This is a genomic window from Erwinia wuhanensis (assembly GCF_030484085.1).
In the GTDB taxonomy this organism is placed as follows: Bacteria; Pseudomonadota; Gammaproteobacteria; order Enterobacterales; family Enterobacteriaceae; genus Erwinia; species Erwinia aeris.
Window position 1 is genome coordinate 376,319 of the sequence record NZ_JAUJUH010000003.1, and the last position, 20,910, is coordinate 397,228.

General features: G+C 56.9%; 20 protein-coding genes. 6 read left to right on the top strand and 14 right to left on the bottom strand.

Features of this window, described 5'->3' with window-relative positions; genetic code table 11:
* Nucleotides 1-168: 168 nt before the first annotated feature.
* Genes hemW through QZH36_RS09495 form a run of 4 tightly spaced genes read right to left on the bottom strand, consistent with a single transcriptional unit; the run spans nucleotide 169 to nucleotide 3,187 of the window.
* On the bottom strand, nucleotides 169-1,305 hold the full coding sequence (gene hemW, locus QZH36_RS09480; RefSeq protein ID WP_253458587.1) for a radical SAM family heme chaperone HemW: 1,137 nt from the start codon (nucleotides 1,303-1,305) through the stop codon (nucleotides 169-171).
* Nucleotides 1,298-1,891, bottom strand: a complete 594-nt coding sequence (gene rdgB, locus QZH36_RS09485; RefSeq protein WP_253458589.1) for an RdgB/HAM1 family non-canonical purine NTP pyrophosphatase — start codon at nucleotides 1,889-1,891, stop codon at nucleotides 1,298-1,300. The genes hemW and rdgB overlap by 8 nt, the downstream gene beginning before the upstream one ends.
* A 30-nt stretch (nucleotides 1,892-1,921) precedes the next feature.
* Nucleotides 1,922-2,473: a YggT family protein gene (locus QZH36_RS09490; protein ID WP_253458591.1), complete on the bottom strand. Its 552-nt coding sequence runs from the start codon at nucleotides 2,471-2,473 to the stop codon at nucleotides 1,922-1,924.
* A gap of 15 nt (nucleotides 2,474-2,488) precedes the next feature.
* Complete coding sequence (locus QZH36_RS09495; RefSeq protein ID WP_253458593.1) at nucleotides 2,489-3,187, bottom strand: YggS family pyridoxal phosphate-dependent enzyme; 699 nt, start codon at nucleotides 3,185-3,187, stop codon at nucleotides 2,489-2,491.
* A 15-nt stretch (nucleotides 3,188-3,202) separates the two neighbouring features.
* On the opposite strand from QZH36_RS09495, the gene QZH36_RS09500 reads away from it, so the two are divergent.
* Entirely contained in the window at nucleotides 3,203-4,198 is a 996-nt protein-coding gene (locus QZH36_RS09500) for a type IV pilus twitching motility protein PilT (protein ID WP_301730063.1), read from the top strand.
* A 264-nt stretch (nucleotides 4,199-4,462) separates the two neighbouring features.
* On the opposite strand, the gene ruvX is transcribed toward QZH36_RS09500, so the two are convergent.
* From ruvX to metK, 8 genes are all read right to left on the bottom strand, one after another.
* A complete protein-coding gene (ruvX, locus tag QZH36_RS09505) occupies nucleotides 4,463-4,885 on the bottom strand; it encodes a Holliday junction resolvase RuvX (protein ID WP_125287317.1) in 423 nt (140 codons plus the stop codon).
* On the bottom strand, nucleotides 4,885-5,448 hold the full coding sequence (locus QZH36_RS09510; protein ID WP_125287318.1) for a YqgE/AlgH family protein: 564 nt from the start codon (nucleotides 5,446-5,448) through the stop codon (nucleotides 4,885-4,887). Before QZH36_RS09510 ends, ruvX begins: the two co-directional genes overlap by 1 nt.
* A 90-nt stretch (nucleotides 5,449-5,538) precedes the next feature.
* Nucleotides 5,539-6,483 carry a glutathione synthase gene (gene gshB, locus QZH36_RS09515; protein WP_125287319.1) on the bottom strand — a complete coding sequence of 315 codons (945 nt, stop codon included), beginning with the start codon at nucleotides 6,481-6,483 and terminating at the stop codon, nucleotides 5,539-5,541.
* A 54-nt stretch (nucleotides 6,484-6,537) separates the two neighbouring features.
* Complete coding sequence (rsmE, locus tag QZH36_RS09520; protein ID WP_253458602.1) at nucleotides 6,538-7,269, bottom strand: 16S rRNA (uracil(1498)-N(3))-methyltransferase; 732 nt, start codon at nucleotides 7,267-7,269, stop codon at nucleotides 6,538-6,540.
* Nucleotides 7,270-7,341: 72 nt separating this feature from the next.
* Nucleotides 7,342-8,046 carry a deoxyribonuclease I gene (endA, locus tag QZH36_RS09525; protein WP_253458605.1) on the bottom strand — a complete coding sequence of 235 codons (705 nt, stop codon included), beginning with the start codon at nucleotides 8,044-8,046 and terminating at the stop codon, nucleotides 7,342-7,344.
* Nucleotides 8,047-8,153: 107 nt separating this feature from the next.
* The gene (locus QZH36_RS09530) at nucleotides 8,154-8,666 is read right to left on the bottom strand and encodes a SprT family zinc-dependent metalloprotease (protein ID WP_301730064.1); all 513 of its coding nucleotides are present in this window, start codon (nucleotides 8,664-8,666) and stop codon (nucleotides 8,154-8,156) included.
* 69 nt (nucleotides 8,667-8,735) lie between these two features.
* Nucleotides 8,736-10,133, bottom strand: coding sequence for a sugar porter family MFS transporter (locus tag QZH36_RS09535; protein ID WP_253458610.1), 1,398 nt, complete (start codon nucleotides 10,131-10,133; stop codon nucleotides 8,736-8,738).
* Nucleotides 10,134-10,546: 413 nt separating this feature from the next.
* Entirely contained in the window at nucleotides 10,547-11,701 is a 1,155-nt protein-coding gene (gene metK / locus QZH36_RS09540; RefSeq protein WP_253458613.1) for a methionine adenosyltransferase, read from the bottom strand.
* Nucleotides 11,702-12,327: 626 nt separating this feature from the next.
* Between metK and QZH36_RS21390 the strand changes: the two genes are divergently transcribed.
* From QZH36_RS21390 to speB, 3 genes are all read left to right on the top strand, one after another.
* Nucleotides 12,328-12,429, top strand: coding sequence for a hypothetical protein (locus QZH36_RS21390; protein ID WP_367317868.1), 102 nt, complete (start codon nucleotides 12,328-12,330; stop codon nucleotides 12,427-12,429).
* Nucleotides 12,422-14,398: a biosynthetic arginine decarboxylase gene (gene speA / locus QZH36_RS09545; RefSeq protein WP_125287325.1), complete on the top strand. Its 1,977-nt coding sequence runs from the start codon at nucleotides 12,422-12,424 to the stop codon at nucleotides 14,396-14,398. Before QZH36_RS21390 ends, speA begins: the two co-directional genes overlap by 8 nt.
* A 140-nt stretch (nucleotides 14,399-14,538) precedes the next feature.
* The gene (speB, locus tag QZH36_RS09550; RefSeq protein ID WP_125287326.1) at nucleotides 14,539-15,462 is read left to right on the top strand and encodes an agmatinase; all 924 of its coding nucleotides are present in this window, start codon (nucleotides 14,539-14,541) and stop codon (nucleotides 15,460-15,462) included.
* Nucleotides 15,463-15,503: 41 nt separating this feature from the next.
* Here the strand turns inward: speB and loiP are convergent, their stop codons facing one another.
* Nucleotides 15,504-16,256 carry a metalloprotease LoiP gene (gene loiP, locus QZH36_RS09555; RefSeq protein ID WP_125287327.1) on the bottom strand — a complete coding sequence of 251 codons (753 nt, stop codon included), beginning with the start codon at nucleotides 16,254-16,256 and terminating at the stop codon, nucleotides 15,504-15,506.
* 274 nt (nucleotides 16,257-16,530) lie between these two features.
* On the opposite strand from loiP, the gene tkt reads away from it, so the two are divergent.
* A complete protein-coding gene (gene tkt / locus QZH36_RS09560; protein WP_301730065.1) occupies nucleotides 16,531-18,522 on the top strand; it encodes a transketolase in 1,992 nt (663 codons plus the stop codon).
* A gap of 98 nt (nucleotides 18,523-18,620) precedes the next feature.
* Here the strand turns inward: tkt and QZH36_RS09565 are convergent, their stop codons facing one another.
* Nucleotides 18,621-19,358: a bactofilin family protein gene (locus QZH36_RS09565; protein ID WP_301730066.1), complete on the bottom strand. Its 738-nt coding sequence runs from the start codon at nucleotides 19,356-19,358 to the stop codon at nucleotides 18,621-18,623.
* A gap of 485 nt (nucleotides 19,359-19,843) precedes the next feature.
* On the opposite strand from QZH36_RS09565, the gene epd reads away from it, so the two are divergent.
* Entirely contained in the window at nucleotides 19,844-20,890 is a 1,047-nt protein-coding gene (gene epd, locus QZH36_RS09570) for an erythrose-4-phosphate dehydrogenase (protein ID WP_253458624.1), read from the top strand.
* Nucleotides 20,891-20,910: the final 20 nt, after the last annotated feature.

Consider the following 20,910-nt stretch of genomic DNA (forward strand, 5'->3'; position numbering starts at 1 on the left):
TTGTCTAAAGACGTCCATGGGATTTATAGCTGGCAGCGTTGCCATAACGGCAGACTGTGTTAACGGCTTGCGATTAGGCTGGTATTCCGCGCGCCGCGCGTAAAGAGGGGATAGCCGTTTGAAAACACGCCCCGCTTTTTCCGGCGGGGAGTGGGTAAAGCGGGGCGGCTATTCAGCCAGGAACAGCTCCAGCAGCGAGTTCAGGAACAGCTTGCCTTTCTCCGTCACCTGCCAGCTTTGCGCCGTTTCCGTCAGGTAACCTTTCGCCAGCGCCTCATCAAGCTGAGGACGGATAGCTTCCTCACTAAGGCCGGTAAAGCGCGCAAACTCTTCGCGCGGCGCCGCTTCCAGCAGCCGGAAACGGTTCATAAAGAACTCAAACGGCTTTTCTGTTTCCGCGACCTCGTGCTGACGGTCCAGATAATTGCCGTTCATAAAGCCGCGTGGGTGGCGGGTTTTGGCGGTGCGGATAATTCGCCCGTCTGCCTGCGTCAGCTTGCCGTGCGCGCCGCAGCCGATCCCCAGATAGTCGCCGAAGCGCCAGTAGTTGAGGTTATGCTCGCAGCGGTAGCCCGGTTTGGCATAGGCGGAAGTCTCGTACTGCTCGTAACCCGCCGCCGTTAACAGCTGGTGGCCCTGCTCAAAGATATCCCATAACGCGTCATCGTCCGGCAGCACGGGCGGCCTGGAGGCAAACAGCGTGTTGGGTTCGATGGTCAGCTGATACCAGGAAAGATGCGGCGGATCCAGCTCGATAGCCTGGCGCAGGTCGTCCAGCGCCTCCGCCAGCGACTGATCGGGCAGGCCATGCATCAAATCCAGATTAAAGCTGCGCAGGCCCAGCCCCTGAGCCAGCTTCGCCGCGCGCTTCGCTTCTTCCGGGCCGTGAATGCGGCCAAGACGCGTCAGCTTCTGCTGGCTGAAGCTTTGCACGCCAATCGAGATGCGGTTGATACCGGCGCGCTGATAGCCGCTGAAGCGATCGGCCTCGACGGTGCCCGGGTTCGCCTCCATGGTGATTTCCGCCGTTGGCGAGAGCGGCAGCCTTGCCCGCACGCCGTCCATCAGCATCTGCATCGCCTCGCTGCTCAACAGGCTGGGCGTGCCGCCGCCGATAAAGATTGTGCCAACCTCGCGGCCAGCCGCCAGCGGCAGATCGGCATCCAGGTCGGCCAGTAAATGCCGCACATATTCCTCGTGCGGCACCTCTCCCTTCAGCGCATGCGAGTTGAAATCGCAGTAGGGACATTTCTGTACGCACCACGGAATATGAATATAGAGGCTGAGCGGCGGCAGATTATGCATTGCGCATCGCTTCCAGCAGCAGGGCCAGCGCTTTGCCACGATGGGAAACCGCGCGTTTCTCTTCTTTGCTCAGCTCTGCGGCGGTTTTGCCCAGCGCCGGTACAAAGAACACGGGATCGTAGCCGAAGCCGCCTTCGCCGCTGACGGCACGGGCGATTTCTCCCTGCCAGCAGCCGTGAAACACCAGCGGCGTGGGGTCTTCAGCATGGCGCAGATAAACCAGCACGCAGTGGAACTGCGCCTGGCGCTGGCCGTCCGCCACGTTTTCCATCGCTTCCAGCAGCTTGTCGATATTCTGCCGATCGCTGGCCTCCGCGCCGGCGTAGCGCGCGGAATAGATGCCAGGCGCGCCGCCCAGCGCGTCCACCGCCAGCCCGGAGTCGTCGGCAATCGCCGGCAAACCGGTGATAGCCGCAGCGTGACGCGCTTTCAGCAGGGCATTCTCGATAAAGGTCAGGCCGGTCTCTTCGGCCGACTCCACGCCACACTCGGTCTGCGCCACGATATCCAGGCCAAAGGCGGCCAGCTTATCGGCCAGTTCACGAACTTTTCCGGCATTGCCGGTGGCGAGCACTACTTTTTGCATATCAGGTCCAGAAGTTAACTACCGTACAAATTAAAGCTGCGCCCAGCCGGGAACAAAGTCCATTCCCAGATAGTTCAGCATATAGAGGATCAGGATCACCGCCATCGCCGAGAAGTCGATGCCGCCCATCGCCGGAATAAGGCGACGCACGGGTGCCATCAGCGGCTCAGTCAGCTGGATCAGCACGTAATCCACCGGGTTGCGGCCCTGGCTTATCCAGCTCATCAGCGAGCGAATGATAATCACCCAGAATACCAGCACGCCGGCGGCTTTCACCAGCGACACCAGGCCGAAATAGAGGAAGACCGGATCGAAAATAAATACGCTGCTCTGAAGCGTGAACATCACGGTAAACAGCAGCACGCTCAGCACATAGGCCAGCAGTAAAGACGCGGTATCCAGCGGCCCGATAGAGGGAATGACCCGGCGCATCGGGCGGATCACCGGCTGGGTGATCTTAACGATAAACTGCGAGAACGGATTATAAAAATCGCATCTTGCCCACTGCATCCAGATACGCAGCAGCAGCACTTTCACGTAAAGATTAATTATCGTTGAGACCAGAAAAGTCAACGTCAGCATGGAGTCCCTCAAAAGTTAGTTAGTGGCGCCGTAATCGCGCGCGCCAAATATGGCGGTGCCAATGCGCACCATGGTCGTACCTGCCTCAATAGCCGCATCCATATCGTCGCTCATCCCCAGAGAGAGCGTGTCGACGGAGGCATAACTCTTTTTCAGTTCGCTAAAGGCTGCCGCCATCCGGCGACAAACGGCCAGCTGGTGCTGATAATCCGCCTCCGGCGCGGGGATCGCCATCAGGCCGCGCAGCGTTAAACGCGGCAGCTGAGCAATCTCCCGAGCCAGATCCGGCAGCGCAGCCAGCATGATGCCAGATTTACTCTGCTCGTCGCTGATATTTATCTGGATCAGCACATTCAACGGCGGTAAATCGGCCGGACGCTGTTCGTTCAGCCTGGCGGCGATCTTCAGCCGATCCACCGTATGGCACCAGGCAAAGTTTTCCGCTACCAGCCGACTTTTGTTGGATTGCAGCGGCCCGATAAAGTGCCACGCCAGCGCGGAATTGTTAAGCGCCTGGATTTTATCGACGCCTTCCTGCACGTAGTTTTCGCCAAAGGCAAGCTGGCCCGCCGCCGCCGCTTCTTCGACCGCGCTCGCAGGTTTTGTTTTGCTCACTGCAAGCAGCGTAATTTCTGCTGGATCGCGGCCGCATCGTGCGGCTGCCGCTGAGATCCGCTCGCGTATCTGCTGTAAGTTGTGCTGAATCGGGGTCATAGTCAGGGAGTTAATATGGATATTGAGGAATTAGTGGCGCTTAGTGTAAAGCATAATGCCGGGGATCTGCACCTCTGTAGTGGTCATTATCCGTTCTGGCGGCTGGCCGGCAGGCTGGAGGCGATACCGGGCGGTCTTCCTGCCAGCGACGAGCTGCTGCTAAAAATTAGACAGGCGTGGCTGGATGCCGATCAGCAACGCGAATTCGCTCGCGCAGGCCAGCTGGATTTCGCGCTGACGCTGGCCGACGGCACGCGGCTGCGGGCGAATCTGTTCCGACAGCGGCGGGGTATTTCGCTGGCGCTGCGCTTTATCACCAGCCGCTGTCCCGAGCTGGCGGAGCTGGATCTACCGCCGATAGTAAAGGAGCTGCTCCGGCTGCAGGACGGGCTGGTATTGGTGACGGGCGCGACGGGCAGCGGCAAATCAACCACGCTGGCTGCGCTTATCGGCGCGATTAACCAGCAGCAGCACCGCCATATCCTGACGCTGGAAGATCCGGTGGAGTTTATTCACCGCAGCGAGCGATCGCTTATCCAGCAGCGGGAGATAGGCCGGCACTGCGTCTCTTTCAGCACCGGGCTGCGGGCGGCGCTGCGTCAGGATCCGGACGTCATCCTGCTGGGCGAGCTGCGCGATAGCGACACCATCCAGCTGGCTTTGACGGCGGCAGAAACCGGGCATCTGGTGCTGGCGACGCTGCACACGCGCGGCGCGGCGCAGGCGGTGGACAGGCTGGTGGACGTTTTTCCCGGCGCGGAGAAAAACCTGATCCGCAGCCAGCTGGCCGGCAGCCTGAAAGCGGTGATTGCGCAAAAGCTGGTGCCGGGCGTGACCAGGGGTCGGGTAGCGCTGTTTGAGGTGCTGATTAATACCCCTGCCACGAGCAGCTTGATTCGCGAGGGCAAAACGCATCAGCTGCCGGGCGTACTGCAAACCGGCGCGCAGCTGGGTATGCAGACGTTTGAGCAAAGTTTGCAGGCGCGGCGGCAGGCCGGGCTGGTGGCGTGATTTCAGGTGAAGACGGAGGTGTAACGGAAAGCGGGGCTGATAGCGTAATGGCAGGCGTTACTGGCAAGTGGAGCTGGAGAAGTAATGGCAATCGAGACTGGCAGCCGCTGGTGCTGGGGCGTGGCGGCAATCGAAACGGGCGGGTGGCGGTGCTGGTGGCGTAACGTTAAGCGGTGCTGCTGGCGTAACGTTAAGCGGGGCTGGTGCACGAGCCGGGCGACGTTACGCGGCCCGGCGGTAAAAGTGAAGCGATAAACGAGCCGACTAGCTCCACGCGTTCTCAAACCAGCTTTCGAGGATGATCACGGCCGAAAGGGAATCGACGCTGCCCTTGTTCAGCGCCCGAAAGCCGCCGCGTGAAAAGAGGTCAGCCCTGGCTTCCACGGTGCTGAGGCGCTCATCGTGCAGCTCTACCTTGACGCCAAAGCGGCCGTGCAGCCGGTTGGCAAATTTGCGCGCTCTGGCGGTTAGCGGCTGTTCGGTGCCGTCCATATTTAACGGCAGACCGACCACAACATGATCCGGCTGCCACTCTTTCAGCAACGCCTCGATTTTGCTCCAGTCGGGCGTGCCATCCTGCGCTTTTAACGCGGGAAGCGGGCGGGCGGTGCCGGTAAGCTGTTGGCCTATCGCCACGCCGATGCTTTTGGTGCCGAAATCGAAGGCCAGCAGAGTAAGGTGGCTCATCAGGCGTGTCCAACATCGCTGGTGATATTGTGAATATCCACGCCGATGCTTTTCGCCGCTTCGCGCCAGCGTTCGGCCACGGGCGTTTTAAACAGAATATTGCTGTTGGCCGGAATGGTCAGCCAGGCGTTTTCCAGCAGCTCGTTTTCCAGCTGGTCTTTCTCCCAGGCGCAGTAGCCCAGCGCGACCAGCACGCTTTCCGGCTGCTCCGGCGTGCCCAGCGTTTCCAGCACGTCGCGGGAGGTGGTGATCACCGTATTATCGGAAACGCGAATGCTGGACGCGTAGGTATGCTGAGCCGAGTGCAAAATAAAACCGCGATCTTCTGCCAGCGGGCCGCCGGCAAAAACCGGCTTGTCGAGTTTGACTTCGGGTTCGCGCGGGGTTGGCATAATTTTTAACTTCTTAAGAATGCCGTCGACGGTAAGATTTTCCATCGGTTTATTAACGATAATACCCATGGCGCCTTCGTCATTGTGTTCGCAGATATAAACAACCGAACGTTTGAACAAAGGATCCAGCAGCGTGGGCATGGCAATCAAAAAATGATGCTGTAAATTCATATCAGGATTCTGTAGTCGGGTTGCCCGCCTGTGGTAAAGGCCGCAGGCGAACAACAGGGTTAGCACGAAGGCCCGTCAATCCTTTTCTTATCAGGCCAGTCGTTTTTCAATCGCATCCATAAGCATACCAGTAATTGAAATCGGGAATGCGGCCTCGATCTCACGTATGCAGGTCGGGCTGGTCACGTTAATTTCCGTCAGCTTGTCGCCGATGATATCCAGGCCGACAAAAATCAGGCCCTTTTGCTTCAGCATTGGGCCGACGCGGCGGGCAATTTCCCAGTCGCTTTCGGACAGCGGACGCGCTTCGCCACGGCCGCCGGCCGCCAGGTTGCCACGCGTTTCGCCCGATTTGGGAATGCGAGCCAGGCAGTAAGGCACGGGTTCACCATCCACCACCAGCACGCGCTTGTCGCCTTCTTTAATCGCTGGCAGATAGTTCTGCGCCATGCAGTAGAAGCTGCCGTGCTCGGTCAGCGTTTCAATAATCACCGACAGGTTTGGATCTTCCTGCTTCACGCGGAAAATAGAGGCGCCGCCCATGCCGTCCAGCGGTTTCAGGATAATGTCGCCGTGCTCCTGCCAGAAATCGCGGATCTGCTGCGCGCTGCGGGTCACCAGCGTGTCCGGCGTCAGCTCAGCAAACCAGGCGGTATAGAGCTTCTCGTTGCAGTCGCGCAGGCTCTGCGGCTTATTCACGATCAGCGTGCCTTTTTCTTCCGCGCGCTCAAGGATGTAGGTCGCATAGATAAATTCGGTGTCGAAAGGCGGATCTTTACGCATCAGCACTACGTTCAGGTCGGCCAGCGCAATATCCTGCTCGCTGCCGAACTCGTACCATTTGTCGTAGTTTTGCTCAACGCTCAACAGACGCGTTGCGGCGCGCGCTTCACCGCCGCGCAGATAGAGATCTTTCATCTCCATATAGTGAATTTCATAACCGCGGCGCTGTGCTTCCAGCAGCATCGCGAAGCTGCTGTCTTTTTTAATATTGATGGCGCTAATCGGGTCCATCACAATGCCAAGCTTAATCATTAGTCTCTCCAGTTGAGCTTTCTTGCCTGCCGTTTTTCTCGTCAGTGCCTGTTATCAGCCTAAATCGCCAAACCGCACCTGAAGGGCGGTAATGGCGGTTAGCGCGGTGGTCTCCGTGCGCAGCACGCGAGGCCCTAAAAGGATATCGGTGAAGCCGTAGCGCGCCGTCATCGCAATCTCATCCGCCGTCAGGCCGCCTTCCGGGCCAATCAGCAAACGGACGCGTTCCACGGGCTGCGGCAGGGTATTGATGCTTTGGCTCGCTCTCGGGTGCAGATTGAGCTTCAGGCTGCTGTCCTCTTCGGCGCTCCAGGCCTCCAGCGTCATTGCTTCACGCACCTCCGGCACGCGATTTCTGCCGCACTGCTCGCAGGCGGCAATCACAATTTTTTGCCACTGCTGGATTTTTTTCGCCAGCCTTTGGGCATCAAGCTTTACGCCACAGCGCTCAGAAAACAAGGGGGTGATGCTGTTTACGCCCAGTTCTACCGCTTTTTGAATGGTGAACTCCATCTTCTCGCCGCGCGACATCACCTGGCCTAAATGCAGGTGAAGCGGGGATTCACGGCACTCTTCGCGACTTTCCTGCACGGCGACGCGCACATTTTTCTTATCCGCCTGCACGATTTCGGCGCTAAATGTCAGATTAGTACCATCGAACAATTCCAGGCGCTGACCGGCGTTCATCCGCAGTACGCGTCCTACGTGATTTGCCGCTTCTTCGTTGAGGAAAACTTCACTGCCGACGACCAGCGGTTCGGCATGATAAATGCGGGGTATACGCATGGGGATCCTGATAAAAGTAACTGGCCGCGGCGGGCGCGGCCAAGACATGCTGTCCAGTTTAGGCCACAGATTTTACCGCTGGCAAGCACGCTGTACATAGGGGTTGTGGTTGCCCTGGACTTTTGCGATGCGGTTATCGCGCTCGCATTCCCAGGCGGTAACCGGATACTGCTTGTCCCAGACCGTCATCAGCTGAGTCTGCTGTTTCGACATCGCAATCTGGTACTGGTCGCGCATATAGAACCAGGTGCGGGCGATGGCGCCGCGCGCGCGCGCTGGCGGTTCAGCCTGCTTGTTCTTGAAGTCGATCTTCATTTCGCACTGGCCGTACTGATGCTCGCTGCCGTTCCACTGACTGTACATAAAGTTGCCGCGATCGCCGTTAACCTCGCCGATGGCGGGCTGCAGGTTATGCAGATCGGACTCTATACGGCGATAGCCCGCGTCTTTGGCGCACTGTTTTCTGCCGCCATCCTGCCAGCACTGGCGCTGGTGGCCGAAAGTCCAGGCGGGCACCACGTGCTCCCACTCAATGCGGTTAGCGCGGTTGGCGTTTTTGCGCACCTGATAGCCGCAGGAGGCGAGGTCCGGCACGCCTTTTTTCCCCTGCCAGTTAATTTTACAGCCGCAGTAAAAAGAGCCTGGCGCATCGGCATTGATTTGCGCGGCATAGGCTTTTGCCTGGCTGAAATTATTCTGATGGTAGTTGTTGGGGCTTAACCCGTGGGCAAAGAAGGCGGTCAGCAGCGAAAAGCAGCCAATAATTTTGCGTAACATAGTCCGGTTTTCTGTCAGTCAATAAAGCGGCGAGAGTAGCAGAAGCGCCGGATAACAGGAAATCGTCGCGTGCTTTATCAGCGCTTTTTTTGACGCCAGGCCGATTTTTATACGGGCGTAAACGTGCCGGGCAGCAATTTTTCGCCACAGTGAACGCAGCGGTATTCGCTTTCGCCACGCGTGACCCGGTTATGACGGCGTACGGTCAGCTGATGCTGCTGACAGCGGCAGCGATAGGGGAAAGCGCGGCTGCGCACCGATTCGATAGCAAACTGGTGAGTGCGTCTTGCAGGCACGCCCAACACGCTTTCCATCATCCACTTCCACTCTTTGCCATGCGGCGCCACGCGGCCAAACTGCTTCCATACCAGCAGATGCGCCAGCTCGTGCGGCACCACTTCATTGATAAAAGCTTCCTGATTTTCCAGCAGCAGCACCGGATTCAGGCGGATCTCCCAGGCTTCCAGCCAGGCGGTGCCCGCAGCCGTACCGCGCTGCTGATAAACCAGCTTCGGTTCCGGATAGTGACGTTCAAGGCGCTGATTAGCCTGCTGCAGCTTGTCGCGCAGCGAACGCATCACGGCCTGTTGTAGGGCTATTGGAAGTCGAGGGGATTTCATGGTGCAGAGGATACGACGTGAGGCAGGGGAATTCAATGAAGCTGGCCGGGTTGCCCCGGCCAGTGAAGCTTAGTCGCGCTGACCGATGTCGCGCAGCTTTTTGCCGCTTAACAGGTTGCGTTCGATATGCTCAAGAGAAACGTTTTTGGTTTCCGGGATCAGCATAATAGTCAGAATGATAAAGAGGATATTCAGACCTGCGTAGACCCAGAAGGTATTGGCGTTGCCCAGCGTGTTCAGCATGGTCAGGAAGGTCGCCCCGACGATCATGTTGGCAATCCAGTTGGTCGCCGTAGAAACGGTGATACCAAAATCGCGGCCTTTCAGCGGCTGAATTTCAGAACACAGTACCCAGATCAGCGGGCCGGCGCTCATGGCGAAGCCGATGATAAACATCAGCAGCATAGCGATAGCAAAGTACTGTGCACCGGCAGAGTGAATGCCGATATGCAGCATGGTACCCAGCACGCCCATACCGATCGCCATGACCAGGAAGCCCAGCTTCAGGGTCGGCTTACGGCCCCAGCGATCCACCAGACCGATAGCGATAAAGGTCGCCAGCACGTTGATCAGACCAACGATAACGGTGCCCCACATCTGCTCGGTGGTATTGGTAAAGCCGGCAATTTCAAAAATTTTCGGCGCGTAGTACATGATGACGTTCATACCGGTGAACTGCTGCATAACCTGTAGCAGAATACCCAGCCAGACCGCACGGCGGAAATTACCGTTGTTTTTGAACAGATTCCAGCCGGACTGTTTGATCTTCAGGCTTTCACGGATTTCATCCAGCTCGCGTTTTGCCTGCTCGCTGGTGTCGCGCAGGCGATCCAGCACGCGCTGCGCATCGCGGAAGTTGCCTTTCGCCGCCAGCCAGCGCGGGCTGTTAGGCAGGAAGCAGACGCCGACCAGCAGCAGGGCCGCCGGGATAGTGATGATGCCCAGCATCCAGCGCCATTCGCCGGTGTAGCTGAACGCGGTATCGGAGAGATAGGCACCCAGAATACCGATGGTGATCATCAGCTGGTACAGCGAGATCATGCTGCCGCGAATTTTTTCCGGTGCGATTTCAGAAAGGTAAAGCGGAGCGGTAAAGGAAGCCACGCCGACGGCCAGGCCCAGCAGCACGCGCGCCACAATCAGCATATCCGCGTTTCCCGCCATGGCTGACCACAGCGAGCCGATAACGAACAGCACGGCGCCAATCATCAGGCTCTTTTTACGACCGAGGTAAGAGGACATCCAGCCGCTGCCGACGGCGCCGACGGCGGCACCGAACATCATCGAGCTGACAATCCATTCCTGCTGGTGGGCAGTGACGTTGAAATCTTTCGCAATGAAAGGTAAAGCGCCGGCAATCACGCCGATATCCAGCCCGAAAAGCAGGCCGGCGAGTGCGGCGAGTAAACATACGAACAAGGTCATCGCCTTGTTGGATGTTCTGCTCTGTTTCTTATTATCAGGCATGAAGCCTCCATATTAGTGGTACTGTATATTGTTTTTATAAATGTTAAAAAAACCCGGCGCGAAAGACTGTGCGGGCGATCACACGGTGTAATCGGTTACACACCAGCTCTTTCTGAAAACAGTGGTTTTCATACGCGCTTACGCTTTATAACCGTTCAGGCATAGCACTAAATAGCTTCTCCTGGTTCCCTGCTGGCCCTCTATCGGACAGCGCTGAAAATAGCGCATTCCCGCTACTCTTGTTAAGGCTGGAAATTCTTAATTATCAGATGCTGCCTGATGTTTCTGGATGTAACCGTTAACATGCGGGGCGACGAAGGCCTGCAAAAGTGTATACGGAGTTTACCAATCTGCCAGCCAGCGGGCAGCAAAAAGGGCACCCTTTAGGTGCCCTTGATGCGATAGGTAAAACCTTACTTCAGGCCAGCCGCTTCGCGCAGCTGTGCGGCCTTGTCGGTTTTTTCCCATGGGAAGTGCTCGCGGCCAAAGTGACCGTAAGCCGCAGTTTCGCGGTAGATTGGGTGCAGCAGATCCAGCATCTGGATCAGGCCGTAAGGACGCAGGTCGAAGAACTCGCGTACCAGCAGCGTCAGCTGTTCGGTAGAGATTTTTTCTGTACCAAAGGTTTCTACCATGATGGAAGTCGGTTCCGCAACGCCGATGGCGTAAGAAACCTGGATTTCACAGCGATCGGCCAGGCCGGCAGCCACGATGTTCTTGGCCACGTAGCGTGCCGCGTAGGCTGCGGAACGGTCAACTTTTGACGGATCCTTACCGGAGAACGCGCCGCCGCCGTGACGAGCCATGCCGCCGTAGGTGTCCACGATGATTTTACGACCGGTCAGGCCGCAATCGCCCATCGGGCCGCCGATAACGAAACGGCCGGTTGGGTTGATATGGTATTTGGTACCGGCGTTGATCCATTCAGCTGGCAGAACCGGCTTGATGATCTCTTCCATCACCGCTTCCTGCAGCGCTTTCTGATCGATATCTTCTGAATGCTGCGTAGAAAGCACTACCGCGTCGATACCAACGATTTTGCCCGCATCGTACTGGAAAGTGATCTGGCTTTTCGCATCCGGACGCAGCCACGGCAGGGTGCCGTTTTTACGCACTTCGGACTGACGCTGCACCAGACGGTGCGCGTAGGTCACCGGCGCAGGCATCAGCACGTCGGTTTCGTTGGTGGCATAGCCGAACATCAGGCCCTGATCGCCCGCGCCCTGTTCCAGCGGATCGGCGCGATCCACGCCCTGGTTGATATCCGGTGACTGTTTGCCGATAGCATTCAGCACCGCGCAGGAGTTGGCATCAAAGCCCATGTCGGAATGAACATAGCCGATTTCACGCACGGTATTACGGGTGATCTCTTCGATATCTACCCATGCGCTGGTGGTGATTTCGCCACCGACCAGCACCATGCCGGTTTTTACGTAGGTTTCACAGGCGACGCGGGCTTTCGGATCCTGCTCAAGGATGGCATCCAGCACGGCATCAGAGATCTGGTCGGCGATTTTATCGGGATGGCCTTCTGAGACGGACTCGGAAGTAAAAAGGTGTTTAGCCATTTATTCTTTACCTTACTGAAACGGGTTGGGATCGACTGCATAGCGCTAAAAAGAAACGGTTTTCTCTCTCTGCGCCCCCTCAGGCAAAGCCATGAGCAGTACAATAATTTAATTTAAGACGCTTAGAAGTTAACCAGTATAGATGGATTCACATCTGGACGGCTATTTTAGGTTACTCGTTAAACAGATTGCCAGCATTTTTTATCGGAAACAACCGGGGAATTTTGTAAAAATTACCGTGTCCCTTGTTGTTCCTTACATTTAAATTTTGCATTCCTGTCGTGCTGATTGTATAAAACGCCGCTGCTGTAAGCCGGGTTTGCCGGTATCAGCGGCAGGCGCGTCAGCGAGAGGACTTTTCGCTGACCTTTTCCTCCCGGTTTCCCCAAGCGGAGCTGAATACGGTCATGATCGCAACCGGTTCATTGCGCCATTCCGGCGCACGCAGACTCTTCCTGTCCTGTTTTCCTGCCTCGGCGCCGTGCCGATGTAGCGCCGGTCGTGATGCCGGCATTTAATGTCGATAATCTCCTCCTTCTCGTTTCTCAGCGCAGCTGGGTGCCGGAGTCCGCGACGTGTTTAATGTTATACTTCTGATATCGCCTGGTGCGGTTCCTCAGCGTTTTATGCTGGGATGCCCGGTAGTCGATGGGTTGTTGTCGTGGGTTTTCCCTGCGATAGTAGTTAACTGTTCCGCATCATTGAAATTCGAGGCTCGCGATGTCTGACGACAGCAAGATGATTAAGGGTTCGTCAGCAGGCGAACAGGGTGTACTCCGCTCAATGCAGGAGGTGGCCATGAGCGATCAAGATGCCAGCAAAATGCTGCGCACCTACAATATTGCCTGGTGGGGCAATAATTATTACGACGTCAATGAGCTGGGGCATATCAGCGTCTGTCCCGATCCCGACGTGCCGGAAGCGCGCGTCGATCTGGCCCGGCTGGTTAAAGAGCGCGAGGCCGAAGGGCAACGCCTGCCCGCGCTGTTCTGTTTCCCTCAAATTTTACAGCATCGCCTGCGCTCCATTAACGCAGCGTTTAAGCGCGCGCGGGAATCCTATGGCTATCGCGGCGACTATTTCCTGGTCTATCCGATTAAGGTTAACCAGCATAAGCGCGTGATCGAATCGCTGATCAACTCCGGTGAGCCGCTGGGGCTGGAAGCGGGCTCCAAAGCGGAGCTGATGGCGGTGCTGGCGCATGCGGGCATGACCCGTTCAGTGATCGTCTGTAACGGCTACAAAGACCGTGAATATATTCGTCTGGCGCTGATCGGCGAAAAGATGGGCCACAAAGTCTATCTGGTGCTGGAAAAGATGACCGAAGTGAAGCTGGTGCTGGAAGAAGCGGAACGCCTGAACGTGGTGCCGCGTCTTGGCATCCGCGCGCGCCTGGCCTCGCAGGGCTCCGGCAAATGGCAGTCCAGCGGTGGCGAAAAGTCCAAGTTTGGCCTGTCCGCTACGCAGGTGCTGAAGCTGGTTGAGATCATGCGCGAAGCCGGCAGAATGGAAAGCCTGCAGCTGCTGCACTTCCACCTCGGCTCGCAGATGGCGAATATCCGCGATATCGCCACCGGCGTACGCGAATCGGCACGTTTCTATGTCGAACTGGCGAAGCTGGGCGTCAACATCCAGTGCTTCGACGTGGGCGGCGGCCTGGGCGTGGACTATGAGGGAACGCGTTCCCAGTCCGACTGTTCGGTCAACTACGGCCTGAACGAATACGCCAACAACGTGATCTGGGCTATCGGCGATGCGTGTGAGGAGCACAATCTGCCGCATCCGACGGTCATCACCGAATCAGGTCGTGCGGTTACCGCGCACCATACCGTGCTGGTTTCCAACATCATCGGCGTGGAACGCAACGAGTTTATTACGCCGGAGTCGCCGCCAGCGGATGCGCCTCGCCCGATTATCAGCCTGTGGGATACGTGGCAGGAGATGCACGAGCTGAACAATCGTCGCTCGCTGCGTGAATGGCTGCACGACAGCCAGATGGATCTGTTTGATATCCATACGGGCTACTCTCAGGGCATTTACAATCTGGAGCAGCGCGCCTGGGCCGAGCAGCTTTACCTGAGCGTTTGTAACTACATTCAGCAGCATCTGGATCCGGGTAACCGCGCGCACCGTCCGATTATCGACGAGCTGCAGGAGCGTATGGCGGATAAGATTTACGTCAACTTCTCGCTGTTCCAGTCCATGCCGGACGCGTGGGGCATCGATCAGCTGTTCCCGGTGCTGCCGCTGGAAGGGCTGGATAAAAAGCCGGAGCGCCGCGCCGTGCTGCTGGATATTACCTGTGATTCAGACGGCACCATCGACCACTATGTGGACGGCGACGGTATCGCTACCACCATGCCGATGCCGCAGTACGACGTGGATAATCCGCCGATGCTGGGCTTCTTTATGGTCGGCGCGTATCAGGAAATCCTGGGCAATATGCACAACCTGTTCGGCGATACCGAAGCGGTTGACGTTTATGCTTACGCGGATGGCCGTGTTGATGTGCAGCTGTCGGACGAAGGCGATACCGTAGCGGACATGCTGGAATACGTGCAGCTGGATCCGAACGAGCTGCTGACGCATTTCCGCAAGCAGATTGCCGAATCCGATCTGGACGACGAGCTGCGCGCGCAGTTTATCGAAGAGTTTGAAGCGGGCCTCTACGGCTACACTTATCTGGAAGATGAGTAAGCCTTAGCCGCGCGGTCGGGCGGCGCTTTTCCGCCTGACAACTGAACCCAATCCCTTTCTCGTCGGGCCTAACGACGCGACGGGGATTTTTTTTAGCTATAACAGCAAGGCCAGCCTGGCCGACAGCAAGAGAGGGGCTTATGTATAATACTCTGGGCAACCAGTACGATAACTCTTTGGTTTCCAATGCTTTTGGTTTTATGCGTTTTCCGGTTAACTTCCAGCCGTACGACAGCGACGCCGAATGGGTGATCACCGGCGTACCGTTTGACGCGGCCACGTCCGGCCGTCCCGGCAGCCGCTTAGGGCCGGGCGCCATCCGTCAGATTTCCACTAACCTGGCCTGGGAAGGCTGCCGCTGGCCGTGGAATTTCGATCTGCGTCAGCGTCTGAACGTCGTTGACTGCGGCGACCTGGTTTACGCTTTTGGCGATTCGCAGGATATGAGCGACAAATTGCAGGCCCATGCGGAGAAGCTGCTGGCTAACGGCAAACGCATGATGACCTTTGGCGGCGACCACTACGTCACGCTGCCGCTGCTGCGCGCGCACGCGAAACACTTCGGCAAAATGGCGCTGGTGCATTTTGATGCGCATACCGATACCTATTCCAACGGCCCGAAGTTCGACCACGGCACCATGTTCTACACCGCGCCGCAGGAAGGGCTGATCGATCCGACGCGCTCCGTGCAGATTGGTATTCGCACCGAGTTCGATGCATCGCTGGGCTTCAACGTGCTGGATGCGGCGCAGATTAACGATCGCAGCGTCGACGATATCATCGCGCAGGTGAAAGAGATCGTGGGCGATATGCCTGTTTATCTGACTTTTGATATCGACTGTCTGGATCCGGCTCACGCGCCGGGCACGGGCACGCCTGTTGTCGGCGGTCTGACCTCGGACAAAGCAACTAAGCTGGTGCGCGGTCTGCAAGGGCTGAACATTGTGGGCATGGATCTGGTGGAAGTCGCGCCGGGCTATGACCAGTCCGATATCACTGCGCTGGCCGCCGCCACGCTGGCGCTGGATATGCTGCACGTTCAGGCTGTGAATAAAGGCGAGTAATCGTCGAAAGGGGCCAGCCGCAGGGCTGGCCTTGTTCAGGCTTATTTTCCGGCTTCGATGCGCGCTTTAATATGCGCCGCGCGGGACTCGGAAGAAGGGTGAGAATCGAACATGGTGCTCGCGCTGCCGCCTTCCAGCTTCGCCAGTTTCTCAAAGCTGGTTTCCAGACCCAGCGGGCTGATACCGCGTTTTTTCAGCAGATCGAACGAGTAGTCGTCCGCCTGTGACTCCTGTTTTTGCGAGAACTGCGCGTTAACCAGCTTTTCGCCCAGATCGCCCAGCTGCGACTGCGACAGCGTAGCGGCAATACCGCCAACGGATGCGGCCGCAGTACGCGCTGCGGTGGTGCCGTAAGCGACCTGCATCGCGCGGCGGGTATGGCCCAGCGCCACGTGACCCATTTCATGGCCCAGCACGCCTTCCACTTCGTTGTCCGTCATCATATCCATCAGGCCGCTGTAAACGCGGATACAGCCGTTGGCCATCGCCCAGGCGTTGACGTCTTTGGTCAGGTAAACCTTATAGTTAGCAGGCGTGCCGTTGATGTTATCGCCAAGCGCGGCGGCGATTTTATTCAGGCGCTGGGTGTAAACGCTGTCGGCGGGTGCAATCTGCGCTTCGCTGTCCATTTGCTCGCACGATTTTACGCTCAGCTCTTTTACCTGCGCGTCGCTAAGCGAAGCGGCCTGATAAGCCTGCGCGCCAGACTGCAACAGCGCGTTGCTGTCAAAATTCTGACAGCCGGTCAGTGCAGTAGCGACGGCCAGCGCCATCAGAGAAGCGGGTATTTTCATATTTCCATCCATTAGATAACAAGGTAATAAAAACAAACACCTGCCGTTAAAGGCAGGGAATAAGATTGGCACTATGTTAACTTCCTGCGCGCTAATGCATAGTTCCAACGTCTGAAAAACGCAAGTATGGCCCTGTTTTTTTGCACTTTTCGCCATGTACATTCGGCTGCTCTTTCATGTACATTGAGGGTCGTCTTTTGCAGCTTTGCCTGATAACTCATTGATTAAAATAGGTTAAGGACGGCGAAGCCTTTAATCCGACCTGGAGTAGAACATGTCTTCTCGTAAAGAGCTTGCGAACGCCATTCGCGCATTAAGTATGGATGCTGTACAGAAAGCGAAATCCGGCCACCCTGGCGCGCCCATGGGCATGGCGGATATTGCCGAAGTGTTATGGCGTGATTTCCTGAACCATAACCCAACCAACCCGCTGTGGGCCGACCGTGACCGCTTCGTGCTGTCCAACGGCCACGGCTCAATGCTGATTTACAGCTTGCTGCACCTCTCTGGCTACGATCTGCCGATTGCCGAGCTGGCGAACTTCCGTCAGCTGCATTCCAAAACTCCAGGTCACCCGGAATACGGCTACACCGCCGGCGTTGAAACCACCACCGGCCCGCTGGGGCAGGGCATCGCCAACGCCGTGGGTATGGCTATCGCCGAGCGCACGCTGGCCGCGCAGTTCAACCGTCCAGGCCATAACGTTGTCGATCATAACACCTACGTGTTTATGGGCGACGGCTGCATGATGGAAGGGATCTCGCACGAAGTTTGCTCGCTGGCCGGTACGCTGAAGCTGGGCAAGCTGGTGGCTTTCTATGATGATAACGGCATCTCGATTGATGGTCACATCGACGGCTGGTTCACGGACGATACCGCACAGCGTTTTGAAGCCTACGGCTGGCACGTGGTGCGCGGCGTGGACGGGCACGACGCGGAAGCGATCCGCAAAGCGGTTGAAGAAGCAAAAGCGGTCAGCGACAAGCCTTCACTGCTGATGTGCAAAACCGTAATTGGTTTCGGTTCGCCGAACAAAGCCGGCACGCACGATTCCCACGGTGCGCCGCTGGGCGACGAAGAAATCGCGCTGACCCGTAAACAGCTGGGCTGGCACCACGCGCCGTTTGAAATCCCTCAGGATATCTACACGCAGTGGGATGCCAAAGAAGCGGGCAAGGCGAAAGAAGCGGCCTGGAACGAGAAGTTCGCGGCCTATGCCAAAGCTTATCCCGAGCTGGCTCTGGAGTTCCAGCGCCGCACCAAAAACGAGCTGCCGGAAAACTGGCAGGCCGAGTCGCAGAAATTCATTGAGCAGCTGCAGGCCAATCCGGCCAAAATCGCCAGCCGTAAAGCCTCACAAAACGCGCTGGAAGCTTTCGGCAAGCTGCTGCCGGAATATCTGGGCGGCTCCGCCGACCTGGCGCCAAGCAACCTGACCATGTGGTCTGGTTCTAAGCCGATCAACGAAGACGCGGCGGGCAACTATATTCACTACGGCGTGCGTGAGTTCGGCATGACCGCTATCGCCAACGGCATTACGCTGCACGGCGGTTTCCTGCCGTATACCGCCACCTTCCTGATGTTTGTGGAATATGCGCGTAACGCTGCCCGTATGGCCGCGCTGATGAAAATCCGTCAGGTGATGGTCTATACCCACGACTCTATCGGTCTGGGCGAAGATGGCCCGACGCACCAGCCGGTTGAGCAGCTGGCCAGCCTGCGCGTCACGCCGAACATGAGCGTATGGCGTCCGTGTGACCAGGTTGAGTCTGCGGTAGCCTGGAAATATGCGATTGAGCGTCACGACGGCCCAACCGCGCTGATCTTCTCCCGCCAGAACCTGGCGCAGCAGGATCGCAGCGCCGAGCAGCTGGCTAACGTGGCTCGCGGCGCCTATATCCTGAAAGATTGCGACGGCACGCCGGAAGTGATCCTGATTGCGACCGGTTCTGAAGTGGAGCTGGCGGTTGGTGCTTACGAGAAGCTGAGCGCGGAAGGGCGTAAGGCGCGCGTGGTGTCCATGCCGTCTACCGATGCTTTCGACAGGCAGGATGCGGCCTACCGTGAAGCCGTACTGCCGAAAGCGGTTGGCGCGCGCGTGGCGATTGAAGCCGGTATCGCCGATTACTGGTTCAAATACACCGGCCTGCATGGCGCGGTGGTTGGCATGACCACCTTTGGCGAGTCGGCACCGGCCGAGAAGCTGTTTGAAATCTTCGGCTTCACCGTAGACAACGTGGTCGCTAAAGCGAAAGAGCTGCTGTAATAAACCGGGTTCGCCTGTGCAAGCAGGTGAACCTTCCTGGCAATCGCTAAAGCCGTAATAAATCCGGTTCGCCTGTGCAAACAGGCGAACCTTTTTACCTACTGCGCGGTGTCCCGCAAATGGAAATCCTGGCTGGGCGGTATCACCGGCTCCGCAAAGCTTTTCACCACGTTGCTTTCCGGCTCTCTTTCCGTCTTATAAGGCTTGGACTGGCCATAAAATTTACCCTGCTGGTTGATCGAAAGCGATTCGCACTCGATGGTGCCATCCATAAATCCGTTGGCGTTAATGGCCACCTCCCGACTACAGCATAATCCTTTCAGCTCGCCGCTGATTTCGGTGCGCTGCGCCCAGATTTCCCCTTCGACCCGCCCATCTTTCTGCACAAAAACGGTTTTTTCTGAATTCACCTTACCGTTAACGCTGCCGGTGATATGAATATCGCCTGCGGCGCTGATTTCACCTACGATGGTGCAGGTATCCGGGATGGTGGTGGTGCCTGTGGCAGGCGCGCTGGCGACGCTGACGACGGTTGCGGCAGAGACGCTTTCTTCAAATTCGCTGTCCATTAGCGAAGCGGAAGAGGGCGGCACGGGCGAAGTGTAATTCAGCGGAGCGCTGGGTTGACGGGGATTCTCTTTACGTTTGAACATCGCTATTTCCTTATTTAACGTGAATTTCCTGAAGGCAAACCAGGTAAAAATGGCGGAGGCTGCGGCCATTAACAGTCCCCGATGCTGGCGGATCAGCAACAGCGTTGTCGCCCAGCTAAGGGAATAGACGAGCAGCGCTGAAGCCCAGATAATCCAGAGATACCAAAGCAAGTTGTAATTCATATTCCGGCACGGTTAGTGACCAGAGAGTGGACGCCAGATCTTTCCCGATCTCGCTACAGCCAGCCGCGCTTTTACCGGCGCTCTGCTGTGGGCGTCTCCTTCCTGGAAACGGTTGTCAGAGAGAAAATTCTGATATTTACCTGCAAAAGTAAGAAAATTCCGTTGATCGTGTCGCTAACTGGTTACTTGAAAGTAAATATCAGTAAAAGTTACTTTACTACTTTGTTGAGCGTTGTTGGCCTGTTTTTTATACAGAACCTTATCTAAATGTGATGCAGGTCAGATTTTTAAACTGTGGATTGATCTGGCGCATTCCAATTATTCCGCATTGTCTTTATTGTAGCTGAACCGTTTCAACAAGCATTGGCACTGACCTCTTTCCGTTGGAAAAACGGCCCGGTAACGCAAAAATTCCCTGTACAAACGGGAACGCCTGGCTCAGGCTAACGCTCCGGTTTTGCACAGAATTTGGATGCAGGAGTGATATGACGGTTCGTATTGCCATCAACGGTTTTGGACGCATTGGACGCAACGTGCTGCGCGCGCTTTATGAAACCGGACGCCGCGCGGAGATTACCGTCGTGGCGGTTAATGAGCTGGCGGAAGCCGCCGGCATGGCGCATCTGCTGAAATATGACACCAGTCATGGCCGTTTTGCATGGGACGTTCGTCAGGAGCGGGATCTGCTGTGGATAGGCGAAGATCCTGTGCGCATTCTGCATCGGGCCGCTATCGCCGATCTCCCCTGGAAGGAGCTGAACGTGGATGTGGTGCTGGACTGCACCGGCGTCTGGGGCAGCCGCGAAGACGGCGAAGCGCACCTTGCCGCCGGGGCGAAAAAAGTCCTGTTTTCCCATCCGGGCGGCAACGATCTTGACGCTACCGTGGTTTACGGCGTCAATGAAAAAGCGCTAAAGGCCAGCGACCTGATCGTCTCTAACGCCTCCTGCACCACTAACTGTATTATTCCTGTGATTAAGTTACTGGATGATGCTTTCGGCATTGAGTCGGGAACGGTCACCACCATCCATTCCGCCATGCACGATCAGCAGGTTATTGACGCTTACCATACTGATTTGCGCCGTACTCGCGCAGCCAGCCAGTCGATAATTCCGGTCGATACTCGCCTTGCTGCGGGTATCGCGCGTATTTTTCCGAAATTCAATGACCGTTTCGAAGCGATCGCCGTGCGTGTACCGACAATCAACGTGACCGCCATTGATTTAAGCGTCAGCGTCCGCACGCCGGTAAAGGCCTGCGAGGTGAACGCGCTGCTGCGAAACGCATCAGAAAAAGCATTTAGTGGTATAGTTGACTATACGGAACTACCGTTAGTCTCCATTGATTTTAACCACGATCCGCACAGTGCCATTGTGGACGGCACGCAAACGCGGGTCAGCGGACAGCACCTGATCAAAACGCTGGTCTGGTGCGACAACGAATGGGGCTTTGCTAACCGAATGCTCGACACGACGTTAGCCATGGCCGCCAGCGGTTTCAGCCAGGGCGCGGACTGCGCCTTTAAAATTTAGAGAATCAACGAGAGGACTCA